The organism is Parviterribacter multiflagellatus (assembly GCF_056863265.1).
Genome location: NZ_JBXPIZ010000008.1, coordinates 77,991 through 100,996, shown reverse-complemented (window position 1 = coordinate 100,996; position 23,006 = coordinate 77,991). Strand labels below are relative to the sequence as shown.

Sequence of the window (23,006 nt, the reverse complement as noted above, 5' to 3'; positions counted from 1 at the left end):
TGGCGCTCCACTCCCGGCGCGCCACGACCGATCCACATGTTGTGCCGCACCGCCTCCGGACCCTCCTGATCGCCGGCGTGCTCGCCGCGTCGGTCGTCGGCGGCGCGCACGCGACCGGGGTGCTGGCCTCGCTGGAGGACCAGTCGACCGACATGCGCTTCAGCCTGCGCCCCGACCGGCCCTCCGACGAGGTGGTCGTGGTCGCGGTCGACGACAAGACGTTCGACGACAAGGCGTGGCGCTGGCCGTTCCCGCGCACGCGGTTCGCCGAGGTCAACGACATCCTCCACGACGCGGGCGCGCGCGAGATCGTCCACGACGTCCAGTACACGGAGCCGAGCGAGGACGAGGCCGAGGACTGGGCGCTCTACGAGGCGCTCGAGCGCGGCGGCGGGGGCGTGCTCGCCACCAGCGAGACGGACGGCGAGGGCGGCCACATCGTCCTCGGCGGCCCCGACAACCTCGCCGAGATCGACGCCGTCGCGGGCGCGTCGAACATGCCCGACGACGACGCGGGCGTGGTGCGCCGCTACTGGCGCGAGGCCGGCGGCCTGCCGACCATCGCCGTCCAGGTCGCCAAGCGGCTCGGCCGGCCCGTCGATCGCGACGCGTTCTCCGCCGACGGCGCGGCGTGGATCGACTACCGCGGCGGTCCGGGCACGATCCCCACCTACTCCTTCTCCGACGTCATCGACGGCAAGGTCCCGGCCTCGAAGTTCGAGGGCCGCGTCGTCGTCGTGGGCGCGTCCGCCGCGACGCTGCAGGACATCCACCCGACGTCGATCGACCGCAAGCAGCTCATGCCCGGCCCGGAGATCCAGGCCAACGCGATCTGGACGGCGCTCAACGGCTTCCCGCTGCGCAGCGCGCCTGGCTGGGTGCACCTGCTGGCGATCGCCAGCCTGGCGCTGCTCGTGCCGCTCGCCGCGCTGCGCTTCGGCCCGCTCGTCACGTGCGTGATCGGGCTCGTCGCCGCGATCGGCTACGCGATCCTCACCTACGTCGCGTTCACCAAGGGCACCGTGCTGCCGTTCGCCGGCCCGCTGCTCGCGCTCGCCGTGTCGACCGTGACGACCACGGTCGCCGGCCACGTGCTGGAGCGCGCGCTGCGCCGCCGCGTGAGCCGCTACAACGCGCAGCTCGAGGCCGCCGTCCGCGAGCGCACCTCCGAGCTCGACGCGCTGCAGCGCGAGATCCTCGAGCGCCTCGGCCAGGCCGTCGACTCGCGCGACGAGGAGACCGGCGACCACATCAACCGCATCACGTCGCTGGCCCACGGCCTCGCGTGCGCGATCGGGATGGATGCCGACCGGGCCGAGATGGTCCGCCGCGCGTCCGCGATGCACGACGTCGGCAAGGTCGCGATCCCCGACTCGATCCTCCAGCACCCCGGGCCGCTCAGCCCCGAGCAGCGCCGGATCATGGAGACCCACACCACGACAGGCGCGCGGCTGCTGGCCGGCTCGCGCTCCCCGCTCGTCCAGATGGGGGAGCTCATCGCGCTCACCCACCACGAGAAGTGGAACGGCAAGGGCTACCCGCACGGCCTGAGCGGCGAGGACATCCCGCTCGAGGGCCGCATCGTCGCGGTCTGCGACGTCTACGACGCGCTCGTCAGCCGCCGCCCCTACAAGGAGCCGTGGACGCCCGAGGACGCGCTGGCCGAGATCGAGCGTTGCGCGGGCAGCCACTTCGACCCGCGGCTCGCGGCGGCGTTCGTGAAGATGATGCGCGCCGACCTCGCGCTCGCAGCGCCGGTCCTCACGGCCGCATAACTGCCGTCAAGCGGCCGGCGTGACCTGCGCCGGGCAGGACGCGCAGCGGCGGGCGCGGCCGTCGGGACCCGCCACCTGGACGACCGCGTTCCCGGATGCCGTCCGCGAAAGCTGCCATGCGTCAAGTCGCACGCGCCTGCGGCCGATGGTGTGTGCATGGCCTCACGCTCAGGAACGACGCGGCCGCTGTGGCGTGCCCCTGTCGCCCTGGTGCCGCTGCTGCTCTGCCTCCTCGCCGGCCTCTGCCTGTGGCAGATCAGCAGCACGCAGACCGAGCAGACGTCCCTGCGCGCGCAGATCGTTGATCTCGAGCGGCGGGGCGACCAGGCCAAGACGCGCGCGTGGCGCACGAACTTGCGTTCACGACTGAACGTCGTCCGCGCGGACGAGCGCGACGCCAGCGGCCGGCTCGACACGCTCACCTGGCTGCTCGGCGGGCTCGTCCTGCCGATCGCCGGCATCGTCATCTTCACGACGTTCCGCCGGCGCGAGGAGGAGGGCGGCCGCGCGCGCCGCGACGACCGGCGGCTGCAGGCGCTCGTCCAGCATTCCACCGACCTCATCTTCGTCCTGGACCGGCGCGGGACGATCATCATGCAGACCGGCCACGAGGTGCTCGGCCACCGGGCCGGGGAGCTGCTCGGCCGTCCGTTCAAGCGGCTCGTCCACGAGGACGACCGGCCGATCCTCACCAAGCTGCTCGCGCGCGACGTGGACTCGCCGATCGAGTGGCGGCTGAAGAGCCTCGACGGGCACTACGTCCACGTCGAGACCGCGGTCGCGGACATGCGCGACGACCCGGACGTCGGCGGCATCATCCTCACCAGCCGCGACGTCACGGAGCGCAAGGCGTCCGAGGCCCAGCTGCGCCACCGCGCGTTCCACGACCCGCTGACGCAGCTCCCGAACCGCTCGCTCTTCTACGACCGGATCGAGCACGCCCTCCACCGCGCGGCGCGCGAGGGGCACCTGGTCGCGGTCTGCATCCTCGACCTGGACGACTTCAAGCAGGTCAACGACACGCTCGGCCACGCCGCCGGCGACGAGCTGCTCATCACCGTCGCGCAGCGCCTGCGCGGCTGCCTGCGCAACGGCGACACCGCCGCGCGCCTGGGCGGCGACGAGTTCGGGATCCTGCTCGAGGGCGTGGGGGAGCGCTCGGAGCCGATCCAGGTCGCCGAGCGGATGCTCTCGGCGATGCGCCACCCGTTCGACGTCGCGGGGGAGGAGCTCGACGTGCGCCCGTCGATCGGCGTCGCGATCGCCGACGTGGGCGACGAGCTGGTCGAGGACCTGCTCCGTCACGCGGACGTCGCGATGTACGCGGCCAAGCACAACGGCAAGGGCCGCTACGAGGTGTTCGACACGACGCTGGCCGAGGCGCTCGGCGACGCGCCCACGCAGGCCGGCGCCGACGAGGAGTCCGCCGAGCGGATGACGTGGTTCCGCCGCGCGGAGGACCAGCGCGCCGAGGTCCTGTCGCTGCTGGAGAAGCCCGACGGCGTCCACGCGATGTTCCAGCCGCTGCTCGACCTGCGCACCGCGCGCATCGCCGGCTTCGAGTCGCTGGCCCGCTTCGCCTCGCCCACCCACCGGCCCCCGAACGTCTGGTTCTCGCAGGCCCACCGCGCCGGGCTCGGCGCGCGCCTGGAGGCCGCCGCGATCAAGAAGGCGCTCGACACGCCGGGCCGTCCGTCCGCCGCGTTCCTCACGCTCAACTGCTCGCCCTCGACGCTGAACTCCGAGGAGGTCCGCGCGGTCCTCCCCGACGACCTGTCGCAGATCGTCGTCGAGATCACCGAGAACGAGCTCGTCACCGCCGGGCCGGCGCTCGACGACACGCTGCAGGAGCTGCGCGAGCGCGGAGCCCGCATCGCCGTGGACGACGCCGGCGCCGGGTACGCCGGGTTCACCCAGCTGCTGCGCGTGCGGCCGCACATCATCAAGCTCGACCGCGACCTGTGCGACGGCGTCTCCCAGGACGACTACCGCGCGGCGCTGATCGCGTCGTTCGTCGGCTTCGGCCGCTCGATCGGCGCGGAGATCTGCGCGGAGGGGATCGAGACGCTGCAGGACCTGCGCGTGCTCGCCGACCTCGACGTCACCTACGGCCAGGGGTTCGTCCTGTCGCCGCCCGGCCGCCCGTGGCCGGAGGTCGACGAGGCCGCCACCGCGTCCTGCTACGCGGCGTGGCAGTCGGCGCTGCACGGACGCAGCGAGAGCGGCGTCGCGTCGTCGACCGAGGCGACGCTGGAGCGCGTGGCCGCGGCGATCGCCGGCGTGCGCTCCCAGGACGACGTGCCCGCGGCGCTCGACGAGGCCACACGGGACCTGGCCGCCGAGCGCGCCGCGCTGCGCCGCGTCATGCCCGACGGCTCGCTGGCGACGCTGGCCGGGATGCCGCTCACCGCGGGCGCCCGCCTGGACGCCACCCGGCCCGAGTTCGCGGAGGCCGCCGGCCGGCTGCTCGTGCTGCCGATCGAGCAGGGCGGGCAGACCGTCGGCGTGCTCGAGGTGCTCGCGCCCGAGGGCCGCCCGTGGCACCGCAACGAGATCCACCGCGCGCGCGTGCTCGCGCAGCTGTTCGCGCCGGTCATGAGCACGGTCGGCGCCGTGCGGCTCACCGCGGCCTGAGCCCCGGCTCCGCCGCCGCGCGCGGCATCATGCCCCGCCGGATGACGCGGCAGGGCGCAGGACGGCTGACGTGGAGCGCCACGGTCGACCGTGCCGCGCTCGCGACGTCCGGTGCCCTGGTGGTCGAGCACGCCCGGCTGATCGAGGACGTGCGCGCGTGGACGGCGCTGGCGGGCGGCGGGCGGACGTCGCTCGGGCGGCCGGCGGACGCGTGGCTCGCGCAGGTCGCGGCGGCGCACACCGTGGCGGTGCTGGGCGTGCGGCTCGCCGACGTCGAGGCGCTCGCGGCGCTCCACGGCTACGTGCTGGAGCCGGCGTGGCGCGCGGGCGCGCGCGTGGTGGTGGAGTGCGAGGAGAAGCTCAGCCGCGTGCCGGCGGAGCGGCTGGTGGAGCCGGAGCTCGGCCATGCGTTCACGCTCGAACGCGCGCTGGCGGTGCTCGAACGGCTGCACGAGGGCGACCCGGTCCGCGAGCCGCCGGCCACGCCGCCGCCCGCGCGGACGGTCCCGCTCGACGCCGAGCAGCGCGCCGCGGTCGGCGCCCACGAGGGCGTCGTCCAGGTCATCGCGCCCGCGGGCAGCGGCAAGACGACGGTGCTCGTCGAGCGCGTGCGGGAGCTCCTGCGGCGCGGCGTCCCGGCGGCGCGCATCCTCTGCCTCTCGTTCAACAGCGCCGCCGCGCGCGAGCTGCACGACCGGCTGCGCGCGACCGGCCTGGACGCCGTCGAGGCGCGCACGTTCCACAGCGTCGGCATGGCGATCGCGAAGGACCACGGCAGCTGGCACGGCGAGCTGCGCGTGCCGTCGCTCGGCCAGTGGCGGCGGCTGTGCGCGCAGGTCGCCCGCGACGACCGGTGGATCGAGCCCGCCGTCGCGGCGGAGGCCATCGCGCAGGTCAAGCTCGGGCTGCTGCGCACCGCGTCCGAGCTGGCGGCCGCGCCCCGGCTGGTCCCTGACGGCCCGACGATCGCCCGCATCTACGCCGCCTACGAGCGCCACCAGCGCGGGCGGCAGGCGCACGACCACGACGACCAGCTCTTCCTCGCCGTCCGCGCGCTGCGCGAGGACGCGGCGCTGCGCAACCGCTGGCAGCAGCGCTACGACCACGTGCTGGTCGACGAGACGCAGGACGTCGAGCCCGCGCAGGAGCTGCTGGTGCGCATCCTCGCCGCGCCGCAGGACGGGCTGTTCTGCGTCGGCGACGAGGACCAGACGCTGTACGGCTGGCGGCGCGCGAGCGTGCACCGGATGATCGAGCTCGACCTGCGCTACCCGGGCCTGCAGCGCGTCTCGCTCGCCCACAACTACCGCTGTCCGCCGGCGATCGTGACGGCGTCGCGGGCGCTGATCGAGCACAACGCGGTGCGGTTCCCGAAGGAGATCCTGCCGGCACCGGGCGCGGCAGGGGCCCAGGACGGAGCCGCGATCACGCTGCGCGAGGAGGAGCGCCAGGCCGACGGCGCGGCCTCGATCGCGCGGCTGCTGGCGGCGCGGCGGCGTGGGGAGGTCGTCGTCCTCGCCCGCACGACGAACCTGCTGCGCACCGTCGCGCTGGCGTGCGCCGACCTCGGCGTCCCGATCGCCGCGCCGGCCGCGGTGTTCGAGGTGCGCGGCGCGCGGCGGGCGCTCGAGGCCTACCTGCGGCTGTGCGGTGACCCGGCGCAGGCGCGCGCGGAGGACGTCGTGGCGGTCTGCCGGGAGCCGAACCGCGGCCTGCCGTACGAGAGCGAGGAGACCGTCGCCGCGCGGCTGCGGGCGGGCGCCACGTTCACCGCCGCGCTGGCGGACCTGCCGGCCAACGAGCGCCAGCGCCGCCGGCTCGACGAGGCCGGCAAGGTGCTCGACGCGCTCGCGCGCACGGACGACGCCGCGCGGTTCGTCCGCCGCCTGCGCACGGCCGGCGGGCTCGACGACCACTTCGCCGAGGCGGAGGCGCTGTTCGGCGGCACCGAGCAGGTCGCGCTGGAGACGCTCGAGCAGGCCGAGGAGGAGGCGGCCGGGCTGAGCGTCGCCGAGTACGCCGACCTGCTGGCGCGGCGCACCGACCGGCTCGGCGCGATCCGCGACGACACGCACGGCATCGAGCTGTCGACGATCCACGGCGCCAAGGGCCGCCAGTGGCCGCACGTCGAGCTGTTCGCCTGCGAGGAGCGCCAGCTCCCGCACCACCACGCGATCGAGGCGCCGCCCGACGTGCAGCGCGCGGGCGAGGGGATCGAGGCCGAGCGACGGCTCGCGTACGTCGCGTTCACCCGCGCGCAGGAGCGGCTGGTCGTCACGCTCACCCGCACGGCCGCGAGCCGGTTCCTCACCGAGGCGGGCCTCACGCCGACCAAGCCGTACCGCCCGCCGGCCCCGCCGCCGTCGCGGCGCGACCCGCACCCCGCGCCGTCCCCGGTCGCGGCCACCGGCCCGCAGGAGCCCGAGGGCCTGGTGCTCGCGCGCCGCGTCGGGCTCGGCTACGCGCTGCGCAGCGAGGCGGACGCCGCGGCCGCGCTGGAGCTGGCGGCGACCGCGGTCGAGCGCGGTCTCGTCGGCCGCACGACGACGTCGGAGCACATGACGGTCGCCCGCCTGCTCGACGCCATCGAGGCGCTCGACGAGCCGACCCGCGCACGCATCCTCACCGACGCGCGGGTGCGCAACGACGAGCACCTCGTCGGCCGCCTCGACGTCGGGCGCCGCAAGACGCTCGCGCGGGCGCTGCGGAGCGCGGCCGGCGTCTAGCCGTCCGCGCGGACGAGCTCGACGTCGAGCTGGATGCGGACGCGGTCGGACACGAGCAGCCGGCCCGCTTCGCGCAGCGCGTCCCACTCCAGGGCGAAGTCGGCCTGGCTGATCGAGCCGCTCGCGCGCAGGCGCACGCGGCCGGGTGCGGTCGGCCGGGCGCTCTCGAGGTCGAGCTCGATCGGCCGCGCGACGCCGCGGATGGTCAGCTCGCCCTCCAGCTCGTCGCGGTCGTCGTCGCGCGCGGCGAACGTGAAGACGGGGTGCTCGGCGGCGAGGAACAGCTCCTCGCGCAGGCGCTGGTCGCGGATGTCGTTGCCGGACTCGACCGACGCGGCGTCGACCTCGCCGGTGACGCGCAGCGTGCCGTCGTCGCCGGCCACGACCGTCGCGGAGAACCGCTCGAAGCGGCCCTTGACGGTGGCGATGCCGAGGTGGCGCACGCTGAAGCCGACCGTCGAGGCGGCCGGGTCGACGGTCCAGGTGCCGGTGGGGAGGAGCGGGATGGTGGTGATCATGCTGGCCTGAGGATCGGACGCCCCAGCCCCGCGTCCATCCGCGCTCAGCCGTCCGCCCGGCGCGGCGGACTACGGATGCACGGCGGGGCCGCTCGGCCGCCCGCCGCTCATCGACTCCAGCAGCTGCTCGCGCGAGCGCGCGCCGAGCTTGCGGGAGGCCGAGCGCAGGTGCCAGTCGACGGCGCGCGTGGTGAGGAACAGCGCGCCCGAGATCTCGTCCGCGGTCAGCCCGTCGGTGGCGAGGTCGACGACGCGGCGCTCGATCGGGCTCAGCGTCGCGCCGTCGCCGGGCTCGGTGCGGCGGTGGCGCTCGCCGCTCTCGGCGAGGACCGCGTCGACCCACGCCTCCAGCATCGCCGCTCCCGCGCGCTGGGCGAGCCCGAGCGCCTCGCGCAGCGGGCCGCGGCTCTCGACCTGCCGCTGCGCCGCGCGCAGGCGCGTGCCGAGGGCGGCGAGCGCATGCGCCCGCTCCAGCGCCGCGTGCGTGCCCTCCAGCTCGGCGGCAGCATCGTGGAGCAGCGCGAGACCGGTGTCGCCGCGGTCGACGATCCCCGCCACGCGCAGCGCCGCCCCGATCGCGGGCGCCGCGCCGGCCTGGCGGGCGAGGTCGAGCTGGCGCTCGGCGAGCAGGCACGCGGCGAGCGGGTCGTCGGGCGCGAGCGCGAGCGCGGCCGGCGTCCGCCACGGCAGCACGGCGGGCGGGTCGAGCCCCAGCTCCCACAGGCGCTCGGCGGCGCGGACCGCGCAGGCGTGCGCGGCGGTCCGGTCACCGGCGTGGAGCCGGACGTACGCGCGGGCGTGCAGGAGCGCGGCGGCGACGGCGGGCGGCAGCTCCTCGGGCCGGTGGTCGTCGAGCGCCTCGGCCGCGCCCTGCGCGTCGCCGTGCTCGAGCAGCGCCAGCGCGAGCGTGGCCGCGGCCTCCAGTGGCGGATCGTCGCAGGCGTCCAGCGCGGCGCGCGCGTCGGCGTCCGCATCGGCCAGCGAGCCGCGCCGCAGCGCCACGTCGGCGCGCAGCGCGCACGCCCGCGCGTAGCCGGTGGGGGAGCCGCTCTCCCGCGCGCGCTCGACCGCCAGCGCGAGGGCCAGCTCGGCGCTCTGCAGGTCGCCGGCGAGCATCAGCGCGCGGATCGCGGCGAGCAGGTGCGGGCCGCCCGGGCGGTCCTCGGCCAGCAGCGCGCCGCGGCCCAGCGCGGCCTCGGCGGTCGCGCGCACCTGGCCCGCCGGCCGGCCCGCCAGGGCCAGCTCCAGCGCGCGCTGCGCCGCCAGCGCGCGGCCGGCGGGCGTCGCGGGATCGGCCGCGCCGGCCTTCCCCAGCACCGCGAGGGCCTGGCTGCGCAGGGCGGGGTCGTCGCGTGCCTCGGCCAGCAGCGTCGCCTCCAGCCACCGCGTCGCCTCCGGGTCGGCGCCGACGTCGCGGGCGGCGAGGAGGCCGTCGACGAACGCGCCGACCAGCGCGGCCCGGTCGTCGAGCGCGCCGGACGGCAGGTCGCGCGCGAGGTCGGCCAGCGCCCGCGCCTTCTCGCCCGCGGAGTCGACGGGCGCCAGCGCCGCGCGGATGCGGGCGGGCGCGGTGGGCGCGCCGGCAGCGGCCTCGGCGCGCGCCAGCTCCAGCAGGACCTCGGCGTGCTGGTCCTCGGGCGCCGGCTCGGACAGGGCGCGGTCCAGGTAGCGCGCGGCCGACGCGGGCGCGCCGTGGGCCATCGCGCGCGCGGCGGCGCGGCGGAGCGTCTCGGCGACCCACCGGCGCCCGGCGCGTTCGGCGTGGAGGAGGTGGCCGGCGACGCGCTCTGGCGGCGCGGCCTCGCCGAGCAGCAGCTGCGCGGCGAGCAGGTGGTGGCGGGCGCGGACGGTGGGCTCGACCGAGGCCTCGAGCGCGGCGCGCACGATCGGCTGGCGCAGCCGCATCACGTCGTCGGGTTCGACGATGCCCGAGGCGCACAGCGCGTCGAACGCGAGCGTGGCCTGCAGCGGGTCGAGGCCGGCAAGCTTGGCCGCGAGCCGCAGCTCCGCGTCCTCGCCCAGGACCGCCGCCGTGCGGGCCAGCGCGTCAGCGCCGGGCGGCAGCACCGCGAGCCGGTCGAGCACCGTGCGGGCGACGTGCTCGAGCGGGATCTCGCGCAGCCCCGCGAGCGTCCGGCCGGTCGGCTCCAGCCCCTGCGTGCGGACCTCCGCCAGCAGCCCGTGGACGAGCAGCGGGACGCCCGCCGTCGCGTCGGCCGCCGCGGCGCAGAAGCCGACGTCCGCGTCGGGGAACTCGGCGAGCGCCAGCCGCGCGACCGCGTCAGGGGACAGCGGGCGCAGCCGTAGCCGCACCGGCTCCTCCGCGCGCGCGAGCGTGTCGAGCGGCGCGCCGCGGCCCGCGACGACGAGCGCGACGGGCAGGTCGACGATCCGCGCGGCGACGTAGCGGAGCACCTGGAGCGAGCGCTCGTCGACCCACTGCGCGTCGTCGACCGCGAGCACGAGCGGCGCGCGCGTGGCCAGCCGGGCGACGAGCCAGTACACGCCGTGGACCAGCGCGAACGGATCCCGGCTCCCGGTCGCGCCGCCGCTCGCGCCACCCAACGCCGGGAAGAGCGGCGCGGCGAGCCGCGCGGGCCCGTCGAGCATCCCGCGGCGCTCGTCCGGCGGCAGCGCGGCGAGCGCCGTGCCCAGCAGCTGGACGATCACGCCGAACGGCTGGTCCCGCTCCAGCTCCGAGGCGTGCGCGACGAGCGCGAGCGCGCCGGCGTCGCGGGCCAGCTCGTCGGCGACGGCGATCAGCTCGGACTTGCCGCTCCCGCTGCCGCCCTCGATCAGCACGAGGCCGCCCTCGCCGTCGCAGGCGTTGGCCAGCGTGGTGGCAAGCGCCTCCAGCTCCTTCTCCCGCTCGAGGAGCATGGGTGCCGTGGCACCGAACACGAGTCGGTCGGTTACCCGTGCGCAGCCCGCGCGATGCACCGGCGCGCGGACCGTGTCCGCACAGCGAGAGGGCCCCTGTTCGGGGCCCTCTGCCTCTGCTCACGTTGATCGGAAGCAGGATGCGCTCGCTTGAGGGTTGCCCGCGCCCCCGCGGCCGCAAACTGCGGGGAACGTGACGGCTGCGGCTAGGGTGTTGGCCCGCGAATGGCCTCGATCCCGATCAACATTGCCGACCACGTGGGGCGGACCCCGATGGTCCAGCTCACCCGCCTCACCCCGGACGGCTCGGGCGCCGAGCTCTACGGCAAGCTCGAGTCGTACAACCCGGGCGGCTCCGTCAAGGACCGGATCGGCGTCGCGATGCTCGAGGCGGCCGAGAAGGAGGGCCTCATCGAGCCCGGCCGCACCACGATCGTCGAGGCGACGTCGGGCAACACCGGCATCGCGCTCGCGTTCGTCTGCGCGGCCAAGGGCTACGACCTCGTGCTCACGCTCCCCGAGGGGATGAGCCGCGAGCGCGAGCGGCTGCTCAAGCTCTACGGCGCCACCGTCCAGATCACCGAGTCGCTCGGCGGGATGAACGAGGCCGTCGACGCGGCGCGGGCGATGGCCAAGGACCCCGACGTGTTCCTGCCCGACCAGTTCTCCAACCCGGCCAACCCGGAGATCCACCGCCGCACCACCGGCCCGGAGATCTGGGACGCGCTCGACGGGCGCGTGGACGTGTTCGTCGCGGGCGTCGGGACGGGCGGCACGATCACCGGCACCGGCGAGTTCCTCAAGTCCAAGAACCCGGACGTGAAGATCGTCGCGGTGGAGCCGGCGTCGTCCGCGGTGCTGTCCGGCCGCGCCGCCGGCCCGCACAAGATCCAGGGCATCGGCGCCGGGTTCGTGCCGCCGGTGCTCAACCGCGACGTGCTCGACGAGGTCATCCCGGTCGGCGACGAGGAGGCGATCGAGACCGCCCGCGCGTGCGCCCGGCGCGAGGGCGTCCTGGTCGGGCTGTCGTGCGGCGCGGCGCTGTGGGCGGCGATCGAGATCGCCAAGCGGCCCGAGTCGGCGGGGAAGCGGATCGTGACGGTGCTGCCGGACAGCGGCGAGCGCTACGTCTCGACGCCGTTCTTCGCGCCCTGAGCCCACGCCAGCGCGGCCGGCCAGGCGCCGTAGCCGGCGTCCGTGTTGAGGTGCCCGCCACCCGGGACGCAGTCGCTCGGGCAGCCGAGCGGCTTGACGAACGCCTTCTTCGCGCCGCCGGGGCAGTACGGGTCGTCGGGCGCTGAGACGATGCGGCAGCGCTCCGCCAGCGCGGGCTCGAGCGGCACCGGGTAGAAGCCCGCGATCTCGGGCGGGGCCGGCTTCGGCATCGCGGGCGCGACGAGCAGCGCGCGCTCCGGCGGCGGGCCGCCGCGGGCGCGGTGGTGGAGCCACAGGACGCACGCGAGCGAGTGCGCGAGGACGATCTCGCCGCCGGCGTCGCCGCCCCGCGCCTCCTCCAGCGCGTCCAGCCACGCCTCCAGGCGCGGATGGTCCGGATCCGGGAGCGTCGGGAACGCGACGTCGTGCCCGGCGCGTGTCAGCTGCTCCGCCAGCCAGGGCTGCCAGTGGCCGGGCCCCGAGCCCTGCCATCCGTGGAGGATCAGGTACCGCATCTCGGCGTACCATGCCATGCATGTTCGGCCTCGGCACGCTGGCGCGTGTGGCGAAGGAGCTCCACGGCGACGTCCAGGCCGTGCGCGAGCGCGACCCCGCCGCCCGCTCGGTCACCAGCCTCGAGATCCTCGCGACGTGGCCCGGCGTGCACGCGCTGCTGTCGCACCGCGTCGCGCACGCGCTGGACGAGGTCGGCGTGCCGCTCGTCCCGCGCACGATGTCGATGGTCGCGCGCGCGGTCACCGGCATCGAGATCCACCCCGCCGCGAAGATCGGCCCGGGCTTCTTCGTCGACCACGGCAGCGGCGTGGTGATCGGCGAGACCGCGGAGATCGGCCGCGACGTGACGCTCTACCAGGGCGTGACGCTCGGGGGCACCGGCTTCGCGACCGGCAAGCGCCACCCGACGATCGAGGACAACGTCACCGTCGGCAGCGGCGCCAAGCTGCTCGGCCCGATCACGATCGGCCACGGCGCGAAGGTCGGCGCCAACACGGTCGTCATCCACGACGTCCCGCCGAACTCGACGGTCGTCGGCAACCCCGGCCACCCGGTCCGCATCGAGGGCCGCAAGCCCGAGGGCCCGGACGCCGACTGGATCCACCTCCCGGACCCGATCGCGGACGCGATCAAGGACCTCTCCCGCCGCATCTCGCGCCTCGAGGAGCAGGTCGCGGGGCAGGAGGACGCGGACGTCCGCCCGCTCCGGCCGGTCCGCGGCCCCAACCCCGCGGGCGGCTGATCCTCACCGACGGCGTGATCGTGCTGCGGCCGCCGGTCGCCGCCGACGAGGAGGCGATCTTCGCCGCGTGCCAGGACCGCGAGCTGCTCGAGTTCACCGACGCGGTCCCGGATCCGTACACCCGCGAGGACGCGCGGGCGTACGTGGCGTTCGCGCAGGAGGAGCGCGCCGCGGGTCGTGGCTACCACTTCGCCGTCGCCCCCGAGAACGACCCGGGCCGGCTCCTCGGCACGGTCGCCGTCGCCGACGTGGTCGAGGACCTCGGGAGCGCCTCGTGCGGCTACTGGATCGCCCGCGAGCACCGGGGGCTCGGCCTGGCCACGCGCGCGCTGCGGCTCGCGATCGCGTTCGCGGAGGACGAGCTCGGCCTGCTCCAGCTCCGCCTGTGGGCCGACGCGCGCAACGTCGCGTCCCACCGGGTCGCCGAGAAGGCCGGGTTCGTCCTCGCCTCGCAGGAGCCGCGCATGGTGCGCGGCGCGCTGCGCGACACCGTCCGGTACACGCTCCCGCCCAAGCGCCGCCGCCGGTCCTAGGCGCAGCGGCGGGCCCGCGCGGGCGTGCCGCCGGGCGCGAGCCGCACCCGCACCTCGCGCGCGCCGCGGCAGAGCGCGAGCCGCAGCACCGGCGCGCCGGCCGCCGAGACGACGCGTGCGCCGCTCACCCGCACGCCGTACCCGTTGCGGTAATGCAGCCGCGGCACGCGCACCTCGGTGATGGAGCCGGGAGCGAACGCGCGGCCGCCGCCCGCCCGCCGCGGGGTGTAGGCCAGGCGGTAGGTGCGTGTGCGCGCGGTCCAGCTCGCCGCGCGAGGCGTCCCGGCGGTGAACGCGGGGTACGGCTGGGCGAGCGCTGCGAGCTTCTCGCGCTTGACGTTCGCCCCCGCCGGCGCCTTGCGGAGGTCGTGCAGCACGCCCTCGACCGGCTTCTCGCCCGACGGGTCGGTGTTCCAGTACGACCAGTACGCCCAGCTGACGAAGCGCTTGTTCGCCGCCACCAGGTAGTCGCTCCACCCGGGAACGTCGTCGCCGGCGCCGAACTCGGTGAGGAAGAGCGCATCCCCGTTGCGGCGGCGCACGGCCTCCGCGTGGTCGAACGTCATCCTCGCCAGCTCCACGCACGACTTCCCGCGCGCGGCGGGGATGACCGCGTCGAACCCGGCTGCCTTCGCGCAGTACGCGTTGAAGGCGAACCCGGCGTTCGCATCGACACGGCCCACGCCGCTCCGCGCGCCGAAGTCGAACGCGAGGGTCGGCGCGTGCCAGACCATCGTGCGCCGGTCGACCGCGCGGATCGCCGCCGTGACGCGCCGGTGGAACGCGGTGAGCGCCCCCGCCTCGAACTGCAGCAGCCCGCCGCAGACGTTCGGCGTCGTCGCCTGCATCGCCGCCATGCACTCGCGCAGCGCGGTCCCCATCCACGGCTCGTTGAGGAGGTTGTAGCCCACGATGCCCGGCTCCCCGGCGAACCGCTCGGCGACGTGCGCCCACGCGGCGGCGTAGTGGTCCTGCACGCCCCGGCCGGTGGCCGGCACCGGCGTGTTGGCCCAGAACGCGTCGAAGGCGTAGCTGACGGCGGGCTGCAGGAGGTAGTTGGCGGGGAACCCGGCGCGCGGCTCGGCCGGCTCGGTCACCCCGCGTCCCAGGACCGCCCAGTCCGGCGCGCCCTCGCCTTGGAAACGCTCGTTGTACAGGTCCTGGTGGAAGTCGAGCATCACCGCGATGCCGTGGCGGCGCAGTGTCCGGGCCGTCCGTTCGATCCGGTCCAGGTACGCGTCGTCGTACGCGCCGGGGCGGGGCTCGACCGCCTTCCAGATCAGCCCGAGCCGCACCACGTTGAAGCCGCTGGCCGTCAGGAACCGCGCGTCGTCCTCGCCGAACCCGATCGCGTCGGGCGCGTACCCCGACGCCCCGATCTTGTTGACCATGTTCACGCCGCGCAGCACGGCGACCCGCCCGGAGGCGTCGGTCGTCCAGCCACCCCGGTTCGTGTAGCGCTCCGAGCCGGCATCGGCCGCCGCGGCCGGCGCGGCAGCCGTCAGACATGCGGCCGCGACAGCGGCCGCCACGCACTTGCGCATGGTTCTCCTCCGTGGGGTGGTGCGGACCCGGCGACGGGCGTCGCCGCCGCGGCACGCTAGCACCAACTGAGAACCACAGTTCTCGTTTTGTGGTGGTTGAGCCGGTACGGTGCCGCGGCATGGCACGGACGACGGCGCAGGGCGCACGGGCGTGGGGAGGACGGAGCGCCGAGGAGCGCGCCGCCGCCCGGCGGGCCGCCTTCCTGGAGGCGGGGCTCGAGCTCTACGGGACACGCCCTTCGGACGACGTCGCCGTCGCCGAGATCGTCGCGGCCGCCGGCCAGACGCGGCGGGCGTTCTACGAGCTGTTCGAGGACCGCGAGGACCTGCTCCGGCAGGTCGACGAGCGGGTCGGCCAGGGCGCGCTCGCGACCGCCGTGGCGGCCGCGGACGGCGAGTCGTCGTGGCCGGCGGCGCAGCGGGTCGTGCGGGCGACGCTCTCCTACTACCAGGAGGATCCGCGCCGGATCGGCGTCGCCTTCGTCGCGGTGGTCGGCGTGAGCCGCGTGATGGAGGAGCACCGCCGCCGCCAGATCGACACGCTCGCCGGGGGCATCGCGGCCCTGCTCGGCGATCGCGCCGGCCCTGACGCGACCACGCGCCGGCTGGCCGGACACGCCGTCGCCGGCGCGATGGGGGCGCTCCTCACCGACTGGACCACGCGGCCGGGCACGGACATGGCCGCGATCGAGCGCGAGCTCCTCGCGCTGCTGCGCGCCCGCTTCTACCCCGACGCGGGCTAGTAGAAGACCGTGCGGGCGCGGTGGCGCGGGCGCGCCTTGTACTCCGGCGCCTGCCCGCGCGTCCACAGCCACATGTCGAGGACACGCTCGGGGACGCCGGTGCGCGCCGAGAGCTCCGCGCACGCCCACACCGCCGCGGCACGGATCTCGCGCTCCTGCCGGGCGTCGAGCACTAGCTCCTCCGCGTCGATCCGGGCGGCGAGCAGCGGGTCGTAGACGAGCACGCCGTCGCAGCGCAGGACGTGGGGGACGAGGTTGTCGGCGAAGATCGTCAGCGCGTCGAGGTCGGCGAACGTCGCGACGCCCGCCAGCGAGAGGTCGGAGGCGAGGATCTGCGCGCGCTTGTAGAAGCCGCGGTCGTTCCACATCGCCATCTCGCGGCCGACCGTCGCCGCAAGCGCGCGGGCGCTCCCGCCGGCCGCCCGCACGACGTCGAGCGCGCTCCGCTCGCCGAGCCACGTGCCGAGCTGCCGCAGCGCCTGCGCGAACAGCGCCATCAGCTCGTGGTCGCGCCGCTGCCCCATGACGGCAGCGACCTCGTCCGCCGTCAACGCGCGCAGCTCCTCCGGCGACCACGGCCCGTCGCCGCGGAACCGGTCCGTCAGCGACGACGCGACCGTGAAGTAGCCGCTCATCCCGCGCCGCTTGCGCAGCGTCGGGAACCAGCCGCTGCCGAAGTTGATCGCCGTCAGGGTCAGGCAGAACGTCGCGACGTCCGCCTCGGACCCGTCGAGGTAGTGCCGGTCGGGATCCAGCGACGGCTCCTCGGGCTGCTCGACCCGCGCGTCGTACGCCTCCAGCCGCTCCTCGTCCACCCGTACCCAGCGGGCGTCGCGGACCACCGACGCGGCGTGCGCGCGGACCGACTCGGGAAGCGTCACAGGCGAGGACACGACCGCACAAGGGTAGGGTGGCCCACGCATTGGTCCGCCTCGCGACGTTCGACGACGCCCCCGCGCTCGCGCCGGCGCTGGCCCGCGCCTTCCACGACGATCCCGTGGCGCGCTACTCGCTGCCGAGCGACCGCCGGCGCCCCGGCCAGCTCACGCGCTTCTACACCGAGCGCCTGCGCACGCTCACCGGCGACGAGCTCGTCTACACGACCGAGGACCGCACCGGCGCCGCGCTCTGGGCCGCCCCGGACCGCTGGCGCACGCCGCTGTCCGAGCTGCTGCGGACGCGCGTCTTCAGCCGCAACACGCCGCTCTTCCTCCTCGGCGGGATGCGGGTCGAGAACCGGCACCCGCGGGACCCGCACTACTACCTTGCGATCCTCGGCGTCGAGCCGTCGGCGCAGGGCCAGGGACTGGGCTCTGAGCTCATGCGACCGATGCTCGACCGTTGCGACAGAGAGCACGTGCCTGCCTACCTGGAGAGCTCCAAGCCGGAGAACGTGCCGTTCTACGAACGGCACGGCTTCCGCGTGACCGACGAGGTGAAGCTGCTGTGGGGTCCGAAGCTGTGGCTGATGTGGAGGCCGCCGCGATGAGCGCGCCGAAGATCGTCCCCACGCCGCTCGAGTGCGGCCCGGGCGCCTTCCAGCGCGTCGGCGTGGTCGTCCACCCGACGCGCGCGATCGACGACGCGCTCGCCGCGCTGCGCGGATGGGTGGAGGAGAAGGAGCTCGAGCTCGTCCAGATCGAGGCGGGCACGAACCGCAACCGCCCGGTGGCCGAGTTCGGCGACGTCGACGGCTGCGACCTCATCGTCGCGGTCGGCGGCGACGGCACCGTGCTCGCGTCGCTGCGGGCGGCGCTGCGGACGGGCACGCCCGTGCTCGGCGTCGCGTGCGGCTCCCTCGGCGCGCTGACCGACGTCGCGGCCGACCACCTGCCCGACGCGCTCGACCGGTTCCTCGCCGGCACGTGGACCGCCCGGCGGCTGCCCGCGCTGGTCGTCCGCTGCGAGGAGGACGGCGTTGAGCGGATGGCGCTCAACGACTTCGTGGTGGTGCGGCGCAGCGGCGGCCAGGTCGCGGTCGACGTCGCGGTGGACGGCGAGACGTACGTGCGGATGGCCGGTGACGGCGTCGTCTGCGCCACGCCGCTCGGCTCCACCGCGTACTCGATGGCCGGCGGCGGGCCGATCCTCGTCGGTCCCACGCCCGTCTACGTCGTCACGCCGCTGGCGATGCACGGCGGCTCCGCGCCCCCGATCGTGGTGCACGACACGGCCAAGGTGGAGCTGGTCGTCCACCCGACGTTCAGCGGCTTCGACGTCGAGGTCGACGGCCGACCGGCGGAGGCCGGCGGCGTCCGCTACAGCGTGTCGCTGCGCGAGGACGTGGCGACGCTGGTGGCCTCCCACGAGCCCGACCACGGCCTCGGCGGCCTGCGCCGGCGGCGGATCGTGATGGACTCGCCGCGGGTCATGGCGCGCGACGACCGCGAGGCGCACAAGCGTTCGGGTTGACGCCGGTCGCGCGCCTATCCTCGGTTCCCGGATGGCCGCCACCGACGAGCACCTCGAGCACCTCCTGGAAGGGCTGAACCCGGCGCAGCGCGACGCCGTGACGCACGGCGACGGACCGCTGCTGATCCTGGCCGGCGCAGGCTCGGGCAAGACGAGCGTCCTGACGCGGCGGATCGCCTACCTCAACCACACCGACCAGGCGCGCGCGTCGGAGATCCTCGCGATCACCTTCACCAACAAGGCCGCGCAGGAGATGCGCGAGCGCGTCGAGGGCTTCCTCGGCCGCCGCACCCGCGCGATGTGGGTGATGACCTTCCACGCCGCGTGCGCCCGGATGCTGCGCGCGGAGGCCGACAAGCTCGGCTACACCCGCACCTTCACGATCTACGACCAGGCCGACGCCCGCCGCCTGGTCAAGCGCTGCCTGGACGAGATCGGCGCGGACCCCAAGCGGTTCACCCCCGCCGCCGTCCACAACCAGATCTCGGACGCGAAGAACAAGCTCCGCGCCGCGGACGACTACCAGAAGCTGATGGGCTCGTACTTCGAGCAGACCGTCGGCGAGGCCTACGCGCTGTACGAGCGCGAGCTGGTCCGCATGAACGCGATGGACTTCGACGACCTGCTCTTCCGCGCGGTCAACGTCCTCGAGCTCTTCCCCGAGGTCCGCGACCGCTACGGCTCGGCCTTCCGCCACATCCTCGTCGACGAGTACCAGGACACCAACCACGCGCAGTACCAGTGGCTCCAGCTCCTGACGACCCGGCACCGCAACCTCGCGGTGGTCGGCGACGACGCGCAGTGCCTGGTCTCCGGCACGCCGGTGACGATGGGGGACGGGACGACGAAGGCCATCGAGGACGTCGCGCCCGGTGACGTCGTGCTCTCGTCGTACGGCAGCGGCGACTTCCGCCCGGCGCGCGTCATGCGCACCCACACGGCGAACGTCACCGAGCTGATCGAGATCACCACGGCGTCCGGCCGCACGATCGTCTCGACGCCCGACCACACGCACTTCGCCGGCTACCTCTACGGCCAGACGCCGCAGCAGCACGTCACCTACCTGATGTGGCGCCGCGGCATGGGCTACCGCGTCGGGACGTCGCGGACGTACACCGACCGGCGCGGCAAGGCCGCGCTCGGGCCTGCGATCCGCGCGAACATGGAGCGCGCAGACGCGGTCTGGATCGTCGGCACCCACGACAACGAGGTCGACGCGCGGATGGAGGAGGCGCGGCTGGCCGCGCGGTACGGCCTGCCGACGATGCCGTTCGTGGCACGCGGGAAGGCGGACGGCCGGTCGCTGGTGCGTGACCAGGCGCGGATCGACGCGCTGTTCGCCTCGCTCGACACGGAGATCAACGGCGAACGCCTGCTGCGCGACCAGGGCCTGTCCACGGGGCAGCCGCACTTCCGTCCCGCGACGCACACCTGCGGGAGCGATGGGGTTCGCCGGCGGAACCTCACGATCACGCTCTGCGGGGACCGGCGCGGCGCGCGCCCGATGCACCGCATCTCGATGTTCGGCTACGACGAGGACGGGCGGCGCGAGCTGGAATCGCTCGGGCTGAGCGTGCGGCCCGCCCGACGCGGCTCCGACGGCTGGCGGTTCGAGACCGCGCACGCCGACTACCGCGGCGCGCTGGCGACGGTCGGTCTGATCGCGAACCGCATGGACGTCGCGCTGCGGCCGATGGCGCGGATCGCCACGAACGCCGAGCGCAGTCGCGGCGGCAGCTCCCTGCCGTTCATGGCGGCCTCGGCGGTGCGGCCGGGCATGGTCATGGTCGGCGAGGACGGTGAGTACGACGTCGTCAGGTCCGTCGAACGCCGCTACGGCCACGCGACCGTGCACGACCTCGACATCGAGCACACGCACAACTTCGTCGCGAGCGGCCTCGTCACCCACAACTCGATCTACAGCTTCCGTGGCGCGGACATCTCGAACATCCTGAACTTCGAGAAGGACTATCCCGACGCGGCGGTCGTGAAGCTCGAGCAGAACTACCGCTCGACGCAGACGATCCTCGACGCGGCGAACGCGGTCATCTCGTACAACCGCGAGCAGAAGCCCAAGCACCTGTGGACCGACAACGGCGGCGGGGACAAGATCAAGGTCCGCGAGCTCGACGACGAGCACGCCGAGGCGCGGTTCGTGCTCGGGCAGATCGAGCGGCACGTCGAGGACGGCGGCTCGCTCAGCGAGATCGCGATCTTCTACCGGACGAACGCGATGTCGCGGGTGCTGGAGGACCAGCTCGTGCGGCGCGAGATCGGCTACCAGGTCGTCGGCGGCACGAAGTTCTACGACCGGGCCGAGATCAAGGACGCGCTCGCGTACCTGCTGTGGCTCAGCAACCCGCAGGACGTCATCTCGTTCAGCCGCATCGCCAACTCGCCCAAGCGCGGCATCGGCGCCACGTCGCTGCAGCGCGTCCTGTCGTACGCCGACGTCGAGGGCATCTCGGTGTGGGAGGCGGCCGAGCAGCCGTCGAACGTGCCCGGCCTGGGCACCGCGGCGGTGAAGGCGTTCACCCGCTTCATGGACGTGATGGTCGGCCTGCGCGAGCGCGCGGCGGACGAGGTCCCGGTCGGCGACCTGCTCGAGGCGGTGCTCGACGACACCGGCTACCTCGACGCGCTGCGCGCCGAGCGGACGATCGAGGCCGAGGGCCGCATCGAGAACCTCCGCGCGCTGGTCGAGGCCGCGCGCGAGTTCGACGCGGCCGCCGAGCCGGGGGAGGACACGCTCGACCAGTTCCTCCAGCAGGTCGCGCTGGTGGCGGACACCGACACCCGCAAGGACGACGAGGGCATCGTCACGCTGATGACGCTCCACAACGCGAAGGGCCTCGAGTATCCCGTCGTGTTCCTCGTCGGCATGGAGGAGGGCGTCTTCCCGCACAACCGCGCGCTCGACGAGGGCGGGCTGGAGGAGGAGCGGCGGCTGATGTACGTCGGCCTCACGCGGGCCAAGCGCGAGCTGACGCTCACCTACGCGCGTCGGCGCAACGTCTTCGGCTCGCAGACCTACGGCATGAAGTCGCGCTTCCTGGAGGAGATCCCCGCGGACCTCACCGACCAGGAGGAGCCGCGCGTCCGGCCGGGCTCGTTCGGCGGCAGCTCCTGGGCCGCCGCAGCCGCCGGCAGCGCGGCCCGGGCGGAGGAGCGGAGATCTCCCCGCGCGGGCGGGGCCGCCGGCGGCAGCTCGTACAACGTCGGCGACGACGTCGTCCACGCGGCCTTCGGCGACGGCGTCATCGTCGGCGCCGAGCCCGGCGGCATCGTGGTCGTGCGGTTCGCGTCGGACGGCAGCGAGCGCAAGCTCATGGCCGACTACGCGCCGATCTCCAAGCGCTGATCGGCGCCGTCGCGCGCGCTGGATAGGTTCTCCGCCGACATGGCGGCACAGGTGATCGATGGCAAGGCGGTCGCGGCGCGCGTCCGCGAGCAGGTGCGACAGGACGTCGAGGCGTACGTCGCGGACGGTGGGCGGCGCCCCGGGCTGGCGACCGTGCTCGTGGGCGACGACGCCGCGTCGGCGATCTACGTCGGCGGCAAGCAGAAGGCGTGCCGCGAGGTCGGCATCAACGGGTTCGACCACCGGCTCGACGCGGACACCTCACGGGAGGAGCTCGTCGAGCTCATCGAGCGCCTCAACGCCGACCCCGAGGTCAGCGGCATCATCGTCCAGCTCCCGCTCCCGCCGCACCTCGACGGCACCGAGATGAGCGGCCTCGTGCGCGCGGACAAGGACGTCGATGGCCTCACCGCCACCAGCGCCGGCCTCCTGGCGCTCGGCCGCGAGGGGCTGCAGCCGTGCACGCCCGCTGGCTGCATGGTGCTGCTGGCCGAGGCCGGCGTCGACCTCACCGGCAAGGAGGCGGTCGTCATCGGGCGCTCCAACCTCTTCGGCAAGCCGATGGCGCAGCTGCTCATCCAGGCCAACGCCACCGTCACCGTCTGCCACTCGCGCACGAAGGACCTCCCCGAGGTCACGCGTCGCGCCGACGTCCTCATCGCCGCCGTCGGCCGCGATCGGATGGTCAAGGGCGACTGGATCAAGCCGGGCGCGGTCGTGCTGGACGTCGGCATGAACCGGTCCGACGACGGCCTCAACGGCGACGTCGACACCGCGCAGGCGATGGAGGTCGCGTCCGCGATCACGCCCGTCCCCGGCGGCGTCGGCCCGATGACGATCGCGATGCTCCTGGCGAACACGCTGAAGGCCGCGAAGCTGCAGGCGGCGGGTACGCTCCAGGCGTGAAGCTCTCGCGGCTGCGCGCAGGGGAGTGGCTGGCCCTCGTCGGCGGGGTCGCGCTCGCCGTGCTCCTGGTCTGCGACTGGTTCTACCTGAGCACCCCGGACGCCCGCTTGGGCGCGCACGAGACCGGCATCCGCGGGCTGGGCTGGTTCGCCGCCTTCCTGTGCGTCGCGACGATCGGCTCCGCGCTCGCCCTGGCCTTCACCACCGTCACGTACGACGCGCCCGCCTGGTCGGTCGTGCTCGGCGTCTTCGCCACGGTGTTCGGCGTGCTGGCGGTGCTCGCGATCGTCGTGCGGCTGATCGCGCAGCCCGGGCTCGGCGTCGACGCCGGCAACGCGGACGTGGACCTCGAGCCCGCGGCGTGGCTGGGGCTGCTCGCCGCGCTCGCGGTCGCCGTGGGCGGCGGCCGGTCGATGGGCGACGAGCGGACCGACACCGCGGACGCTCGTCAGCAGACCGAGGACGTCCTGCGCGTCCGCGGCGCCGCGCGTCCTGCGCCCCCTCGCGAGGCGGCCGCGACCGGCCCGCGCGAGGCCTGACCAACTCCTACCCTTCCCTCAC

Annotated in this window: 17 protein-coding genes; 12 read left to right on the top strand and 5 right to left on the bottom strand. The window is 74.8% G+C overall.

The features are described from left to right. The first annotated feature begins 41 nt into the window (after positions 1–41). From AC1UE5_RS17760 to AC1UE5_RS17750, 3 genes are all read left to right on the top strand, one after another. Positions 42–1,775, top strand: coding sequence for a CHASE2 domain-containing protein (locus tag AC1UE5_RS17760; RefSeq protein ID WP_482925938.1), 1,734 nt, complete (start codon positions 42–44; stop codon positions 1,773–1,775). 210 nt (positions 1,776–1,985) lie between these two features. Then, complete coding sequence (locus tag AC1UE5_RS17755) at positions 1,986–4,409, top strand: putative bifunctional diguanylate cyclase/phosphodiesterase (protein ID WP_482925936.1); 2,424 nt, start codon at positions 1,986–1,988, stop codon at positions 4,407–4,409. A 41-nt stretch (positions 4,410–4,450) separates the two neighbouring features. Continuing rightward, complete coding sequence (locus tag AC1UE5_RS17750; protein WP_482925934.1) at positions 4,451–7,135, top strand: ATP-dependent helicase; 2,685 nt, start codon at positions 4,451–4,453, stop codon at positions 7,133–7,135. On the opposite strand, the gene AC1UE5_RS17745 is transcribed toward AC1UE5_RS17750, so the two are convergent. Together AC1UE5_RS17745 and AC1UE5_RS17740 are read right to left on the bottom strand one after the other, a co-directional pair. After that, positions 7,132–7,653, bottom strand: coding sequence for a YceI family protein (locus AC1UE5_RS17745; RefSeq protein ID WP_482925932.1), 522 nt, complete (start codon positions 7,651–7,653; stop codon positions 7,132–7,134). The two genes, AC1UE5_RS17750 and AC1UE5_RS17745, sit on opposite strands and share 4 nt — an antisense overlap. A gap of 69 nt (positions 7,654–7,722) precedes the next feature. Beyond that, positions 7,723–10,533 carry an ATP-binding protein gene (locus AC1UE5_RS17740; RefSeq protein ID WP_482925930.1) on the bottom strand — a complete coding sequence of 937 codons (2,811 nt, stop codon included), beginning with the start codon at positions 10,531–10,533 and terminating at the stop codon, positions 7,723–7,725. Between the two features lie 225 nt (positions 10,534–10,758). Between AC1UE5_RS17740 and cysK the strand changes: the two genes are divergently transcribed. Further along, on the top strand, positions 10,759–11,688 hold the full coding sequence (gene cysK / locus AC1UE5_RS17735; protein ID WP_482925928.1) for a cysteine synthase A: 930 nt from the start codon (positions 10,759–10,761) through the stop codon (positions 11,686–11,688). Here cysK and AC1UE5_RS17730 read toward each other — a convergent pair. Next, entirely contained in the window at positions 11,658–12,221 is a 564-nt protein-coding gene (locus tag AC1UE5_RS17730) for an RBBP9/YdeN family alpha/beta hydrolase (protein ID WP_482925926.1), read from the bottom strand. The two genes, cysK and AC1UE5_RS17730, sit on opposite strands and share 31 nt — an antisense overlap. Before the next feature lie 2 nt (positions 12,222–12,223). Between AC1UE5_RS17730 and cysE the strand changes: the two genes are divergently transcribed. Beyond that, a complete protein-coding gene (gene cysE, locus AC1UE5_RS17725; RefSeq protein WP_482925924.1) occupies positions 12,224–12,946 on the top strand; it encodes a serine O-acetyltransferase in 723 nt (240 codons plus the stop codon). Positions 12,947–12,960: 14 nt separating this feature from the next. Next, positions 12,961–13,479 (top strand): GNAT family N-acetyltransferase, encoded by a 519-nt coding sequence (locus AC1UE5_RS17720; protein ID WP_482925922.1) that lies wholly within the window; start codon positions 12,961–12,963, stop codon positions 13,477–13,479. Here the strand turns inward: AC1UE5_RS17720 and AC1UE5_RS17715 are convergent. Next, positions 13,476–15,011 carry a cellulase family glycosylhydrolase gene (locus AC1UE5_RS17715; protein ID WP_482925921.1) on the bottom strand — a complete coding sequence of 512 codons (1,536 nt, stop codon included), beginning with the start codon at positions 15,009–15,011 and terminating at the stop codon, positions 13,476–13,478. The two genes, AC1UE5_RS17720 and AC1UE5_RS17715, sit on opposite strands and share 4 nt — an antisense overlap. Positions 15,012–15,142: 131 nt before the next feature. On the opposite strand from AC1UE5_RS17715, the gene AC1UE5_RS17710 reads away from it, so the two are divergent. Then, on the top strand, positions 15,143–15,766 hold the full coding sequence (locus tag AC1UE5_RS17710; protein ID WP_482925919.1) for a TetR/AcrR family transcriptional regulator: 624 nt from the start codon (positions 15,143–15,145) through the stop codon (positions 15,764–15,766). Here the strand turns inward: AC1UE5_RS17710 and AC1UE5_RS17705 are convergent. After that, positions 15,763–16,647 carry a queuosine salvage family protein gene (locus AC1UE5_RS17705; protein ID WP_482925917.1) on the bottom strand — a complete coding sequence of 295 codons (885 nt, stop codon included), beginning with the start codon at positions 16,645–16,647 and terminating at the stop codon, positions 15,763–15,765. The two genes, AC1UE5_RS17710 and AC1UE5_RS17705, sit on opposite strands and share 4 nt — an antisense overlap. 41 nt (positions 16,648–16,688) lie before the next feature. Here AC1UE5_RS17705 and AC1UE5_RS17700 point away from each other — a divergent pair, with 41 nt between their 5' ends. The 5 genes from AC1UE5_RS17700 to AC1UE5_RS17680 are packed head-to-tail and all read left to right on the top strand — an operon-like array spanning position 16,689 to position 22,984. Next, positions 16,689–17,255 carry a GNAT family N-acetyltransferase gene (locus AC1UE5_RS17700; RefSeq protein WP_482925915.1) on the top strand — a complete coding sequence of 189 codons (567 nt, stop codon included), beginning with the start codon at positions 16,689–16,691 and terminating at the stop codon, positions 17,253–17,255. Further along, positions 17,228–18,178 carry an NAD(+)/NADH kinase gene (locus AC1UE5_RS17695; protein ID WP_482925913.1) on the top strand — a complete coding sequence of 317 codons (951 nt, stop codon included), beginning with the start codon at positions 17,228–17,230 and terminating at the stop codon, positions 18,176–18,178. Before AC1UE5_RS17700 ends, AC1UE5_RS17695 begins: the two co-directional genes overlap by 28 nt. A gap of 31 nt (positions 18,179–18,209) precedes the next feature. Beyond that, complete coding sequence (locus tag AC1UE5_RS17690) at positions 18,210–21,539, top strand: UvrD-helicase domain-containing protein (RefSeq protein ID WP_482925911.1); 3,330 nt, start codon at positions 18,210–18,212, stop codon at positions 21,537–21,539. A gap of 39 nt (positions 21,540–21,578) precedes the next feature. Beyond that, positions 21,579–22,445 (top strand): bifunctional methylenetetrahydrofolate dehydrogenase/methenyltetrahydrofolate cyclohydrolase FolD, encoded by an 867-nt coding sequence (gene folD / locus AC1UE5_RS17685; RefSeq protein ID WP_482925909.1) that lies wholly within the window; start codon positions 21,579–21,581, stop codon positions 22,443–22,445. Next, entirely contained in the window at positions 22,442–22,984 is a 543-nt protein-coding gene (locus AC1UE5_RS17680; protein ID WP_482925907.1) for a hypothetical protein, read from the top strand. Before folD ends, AC1UE5_RS17680 begins: the two co-directional genes overlap by 4 nt. The last annotated feature ends 22 nt before the right edge of the window (positions 22,985–23,006 follow it).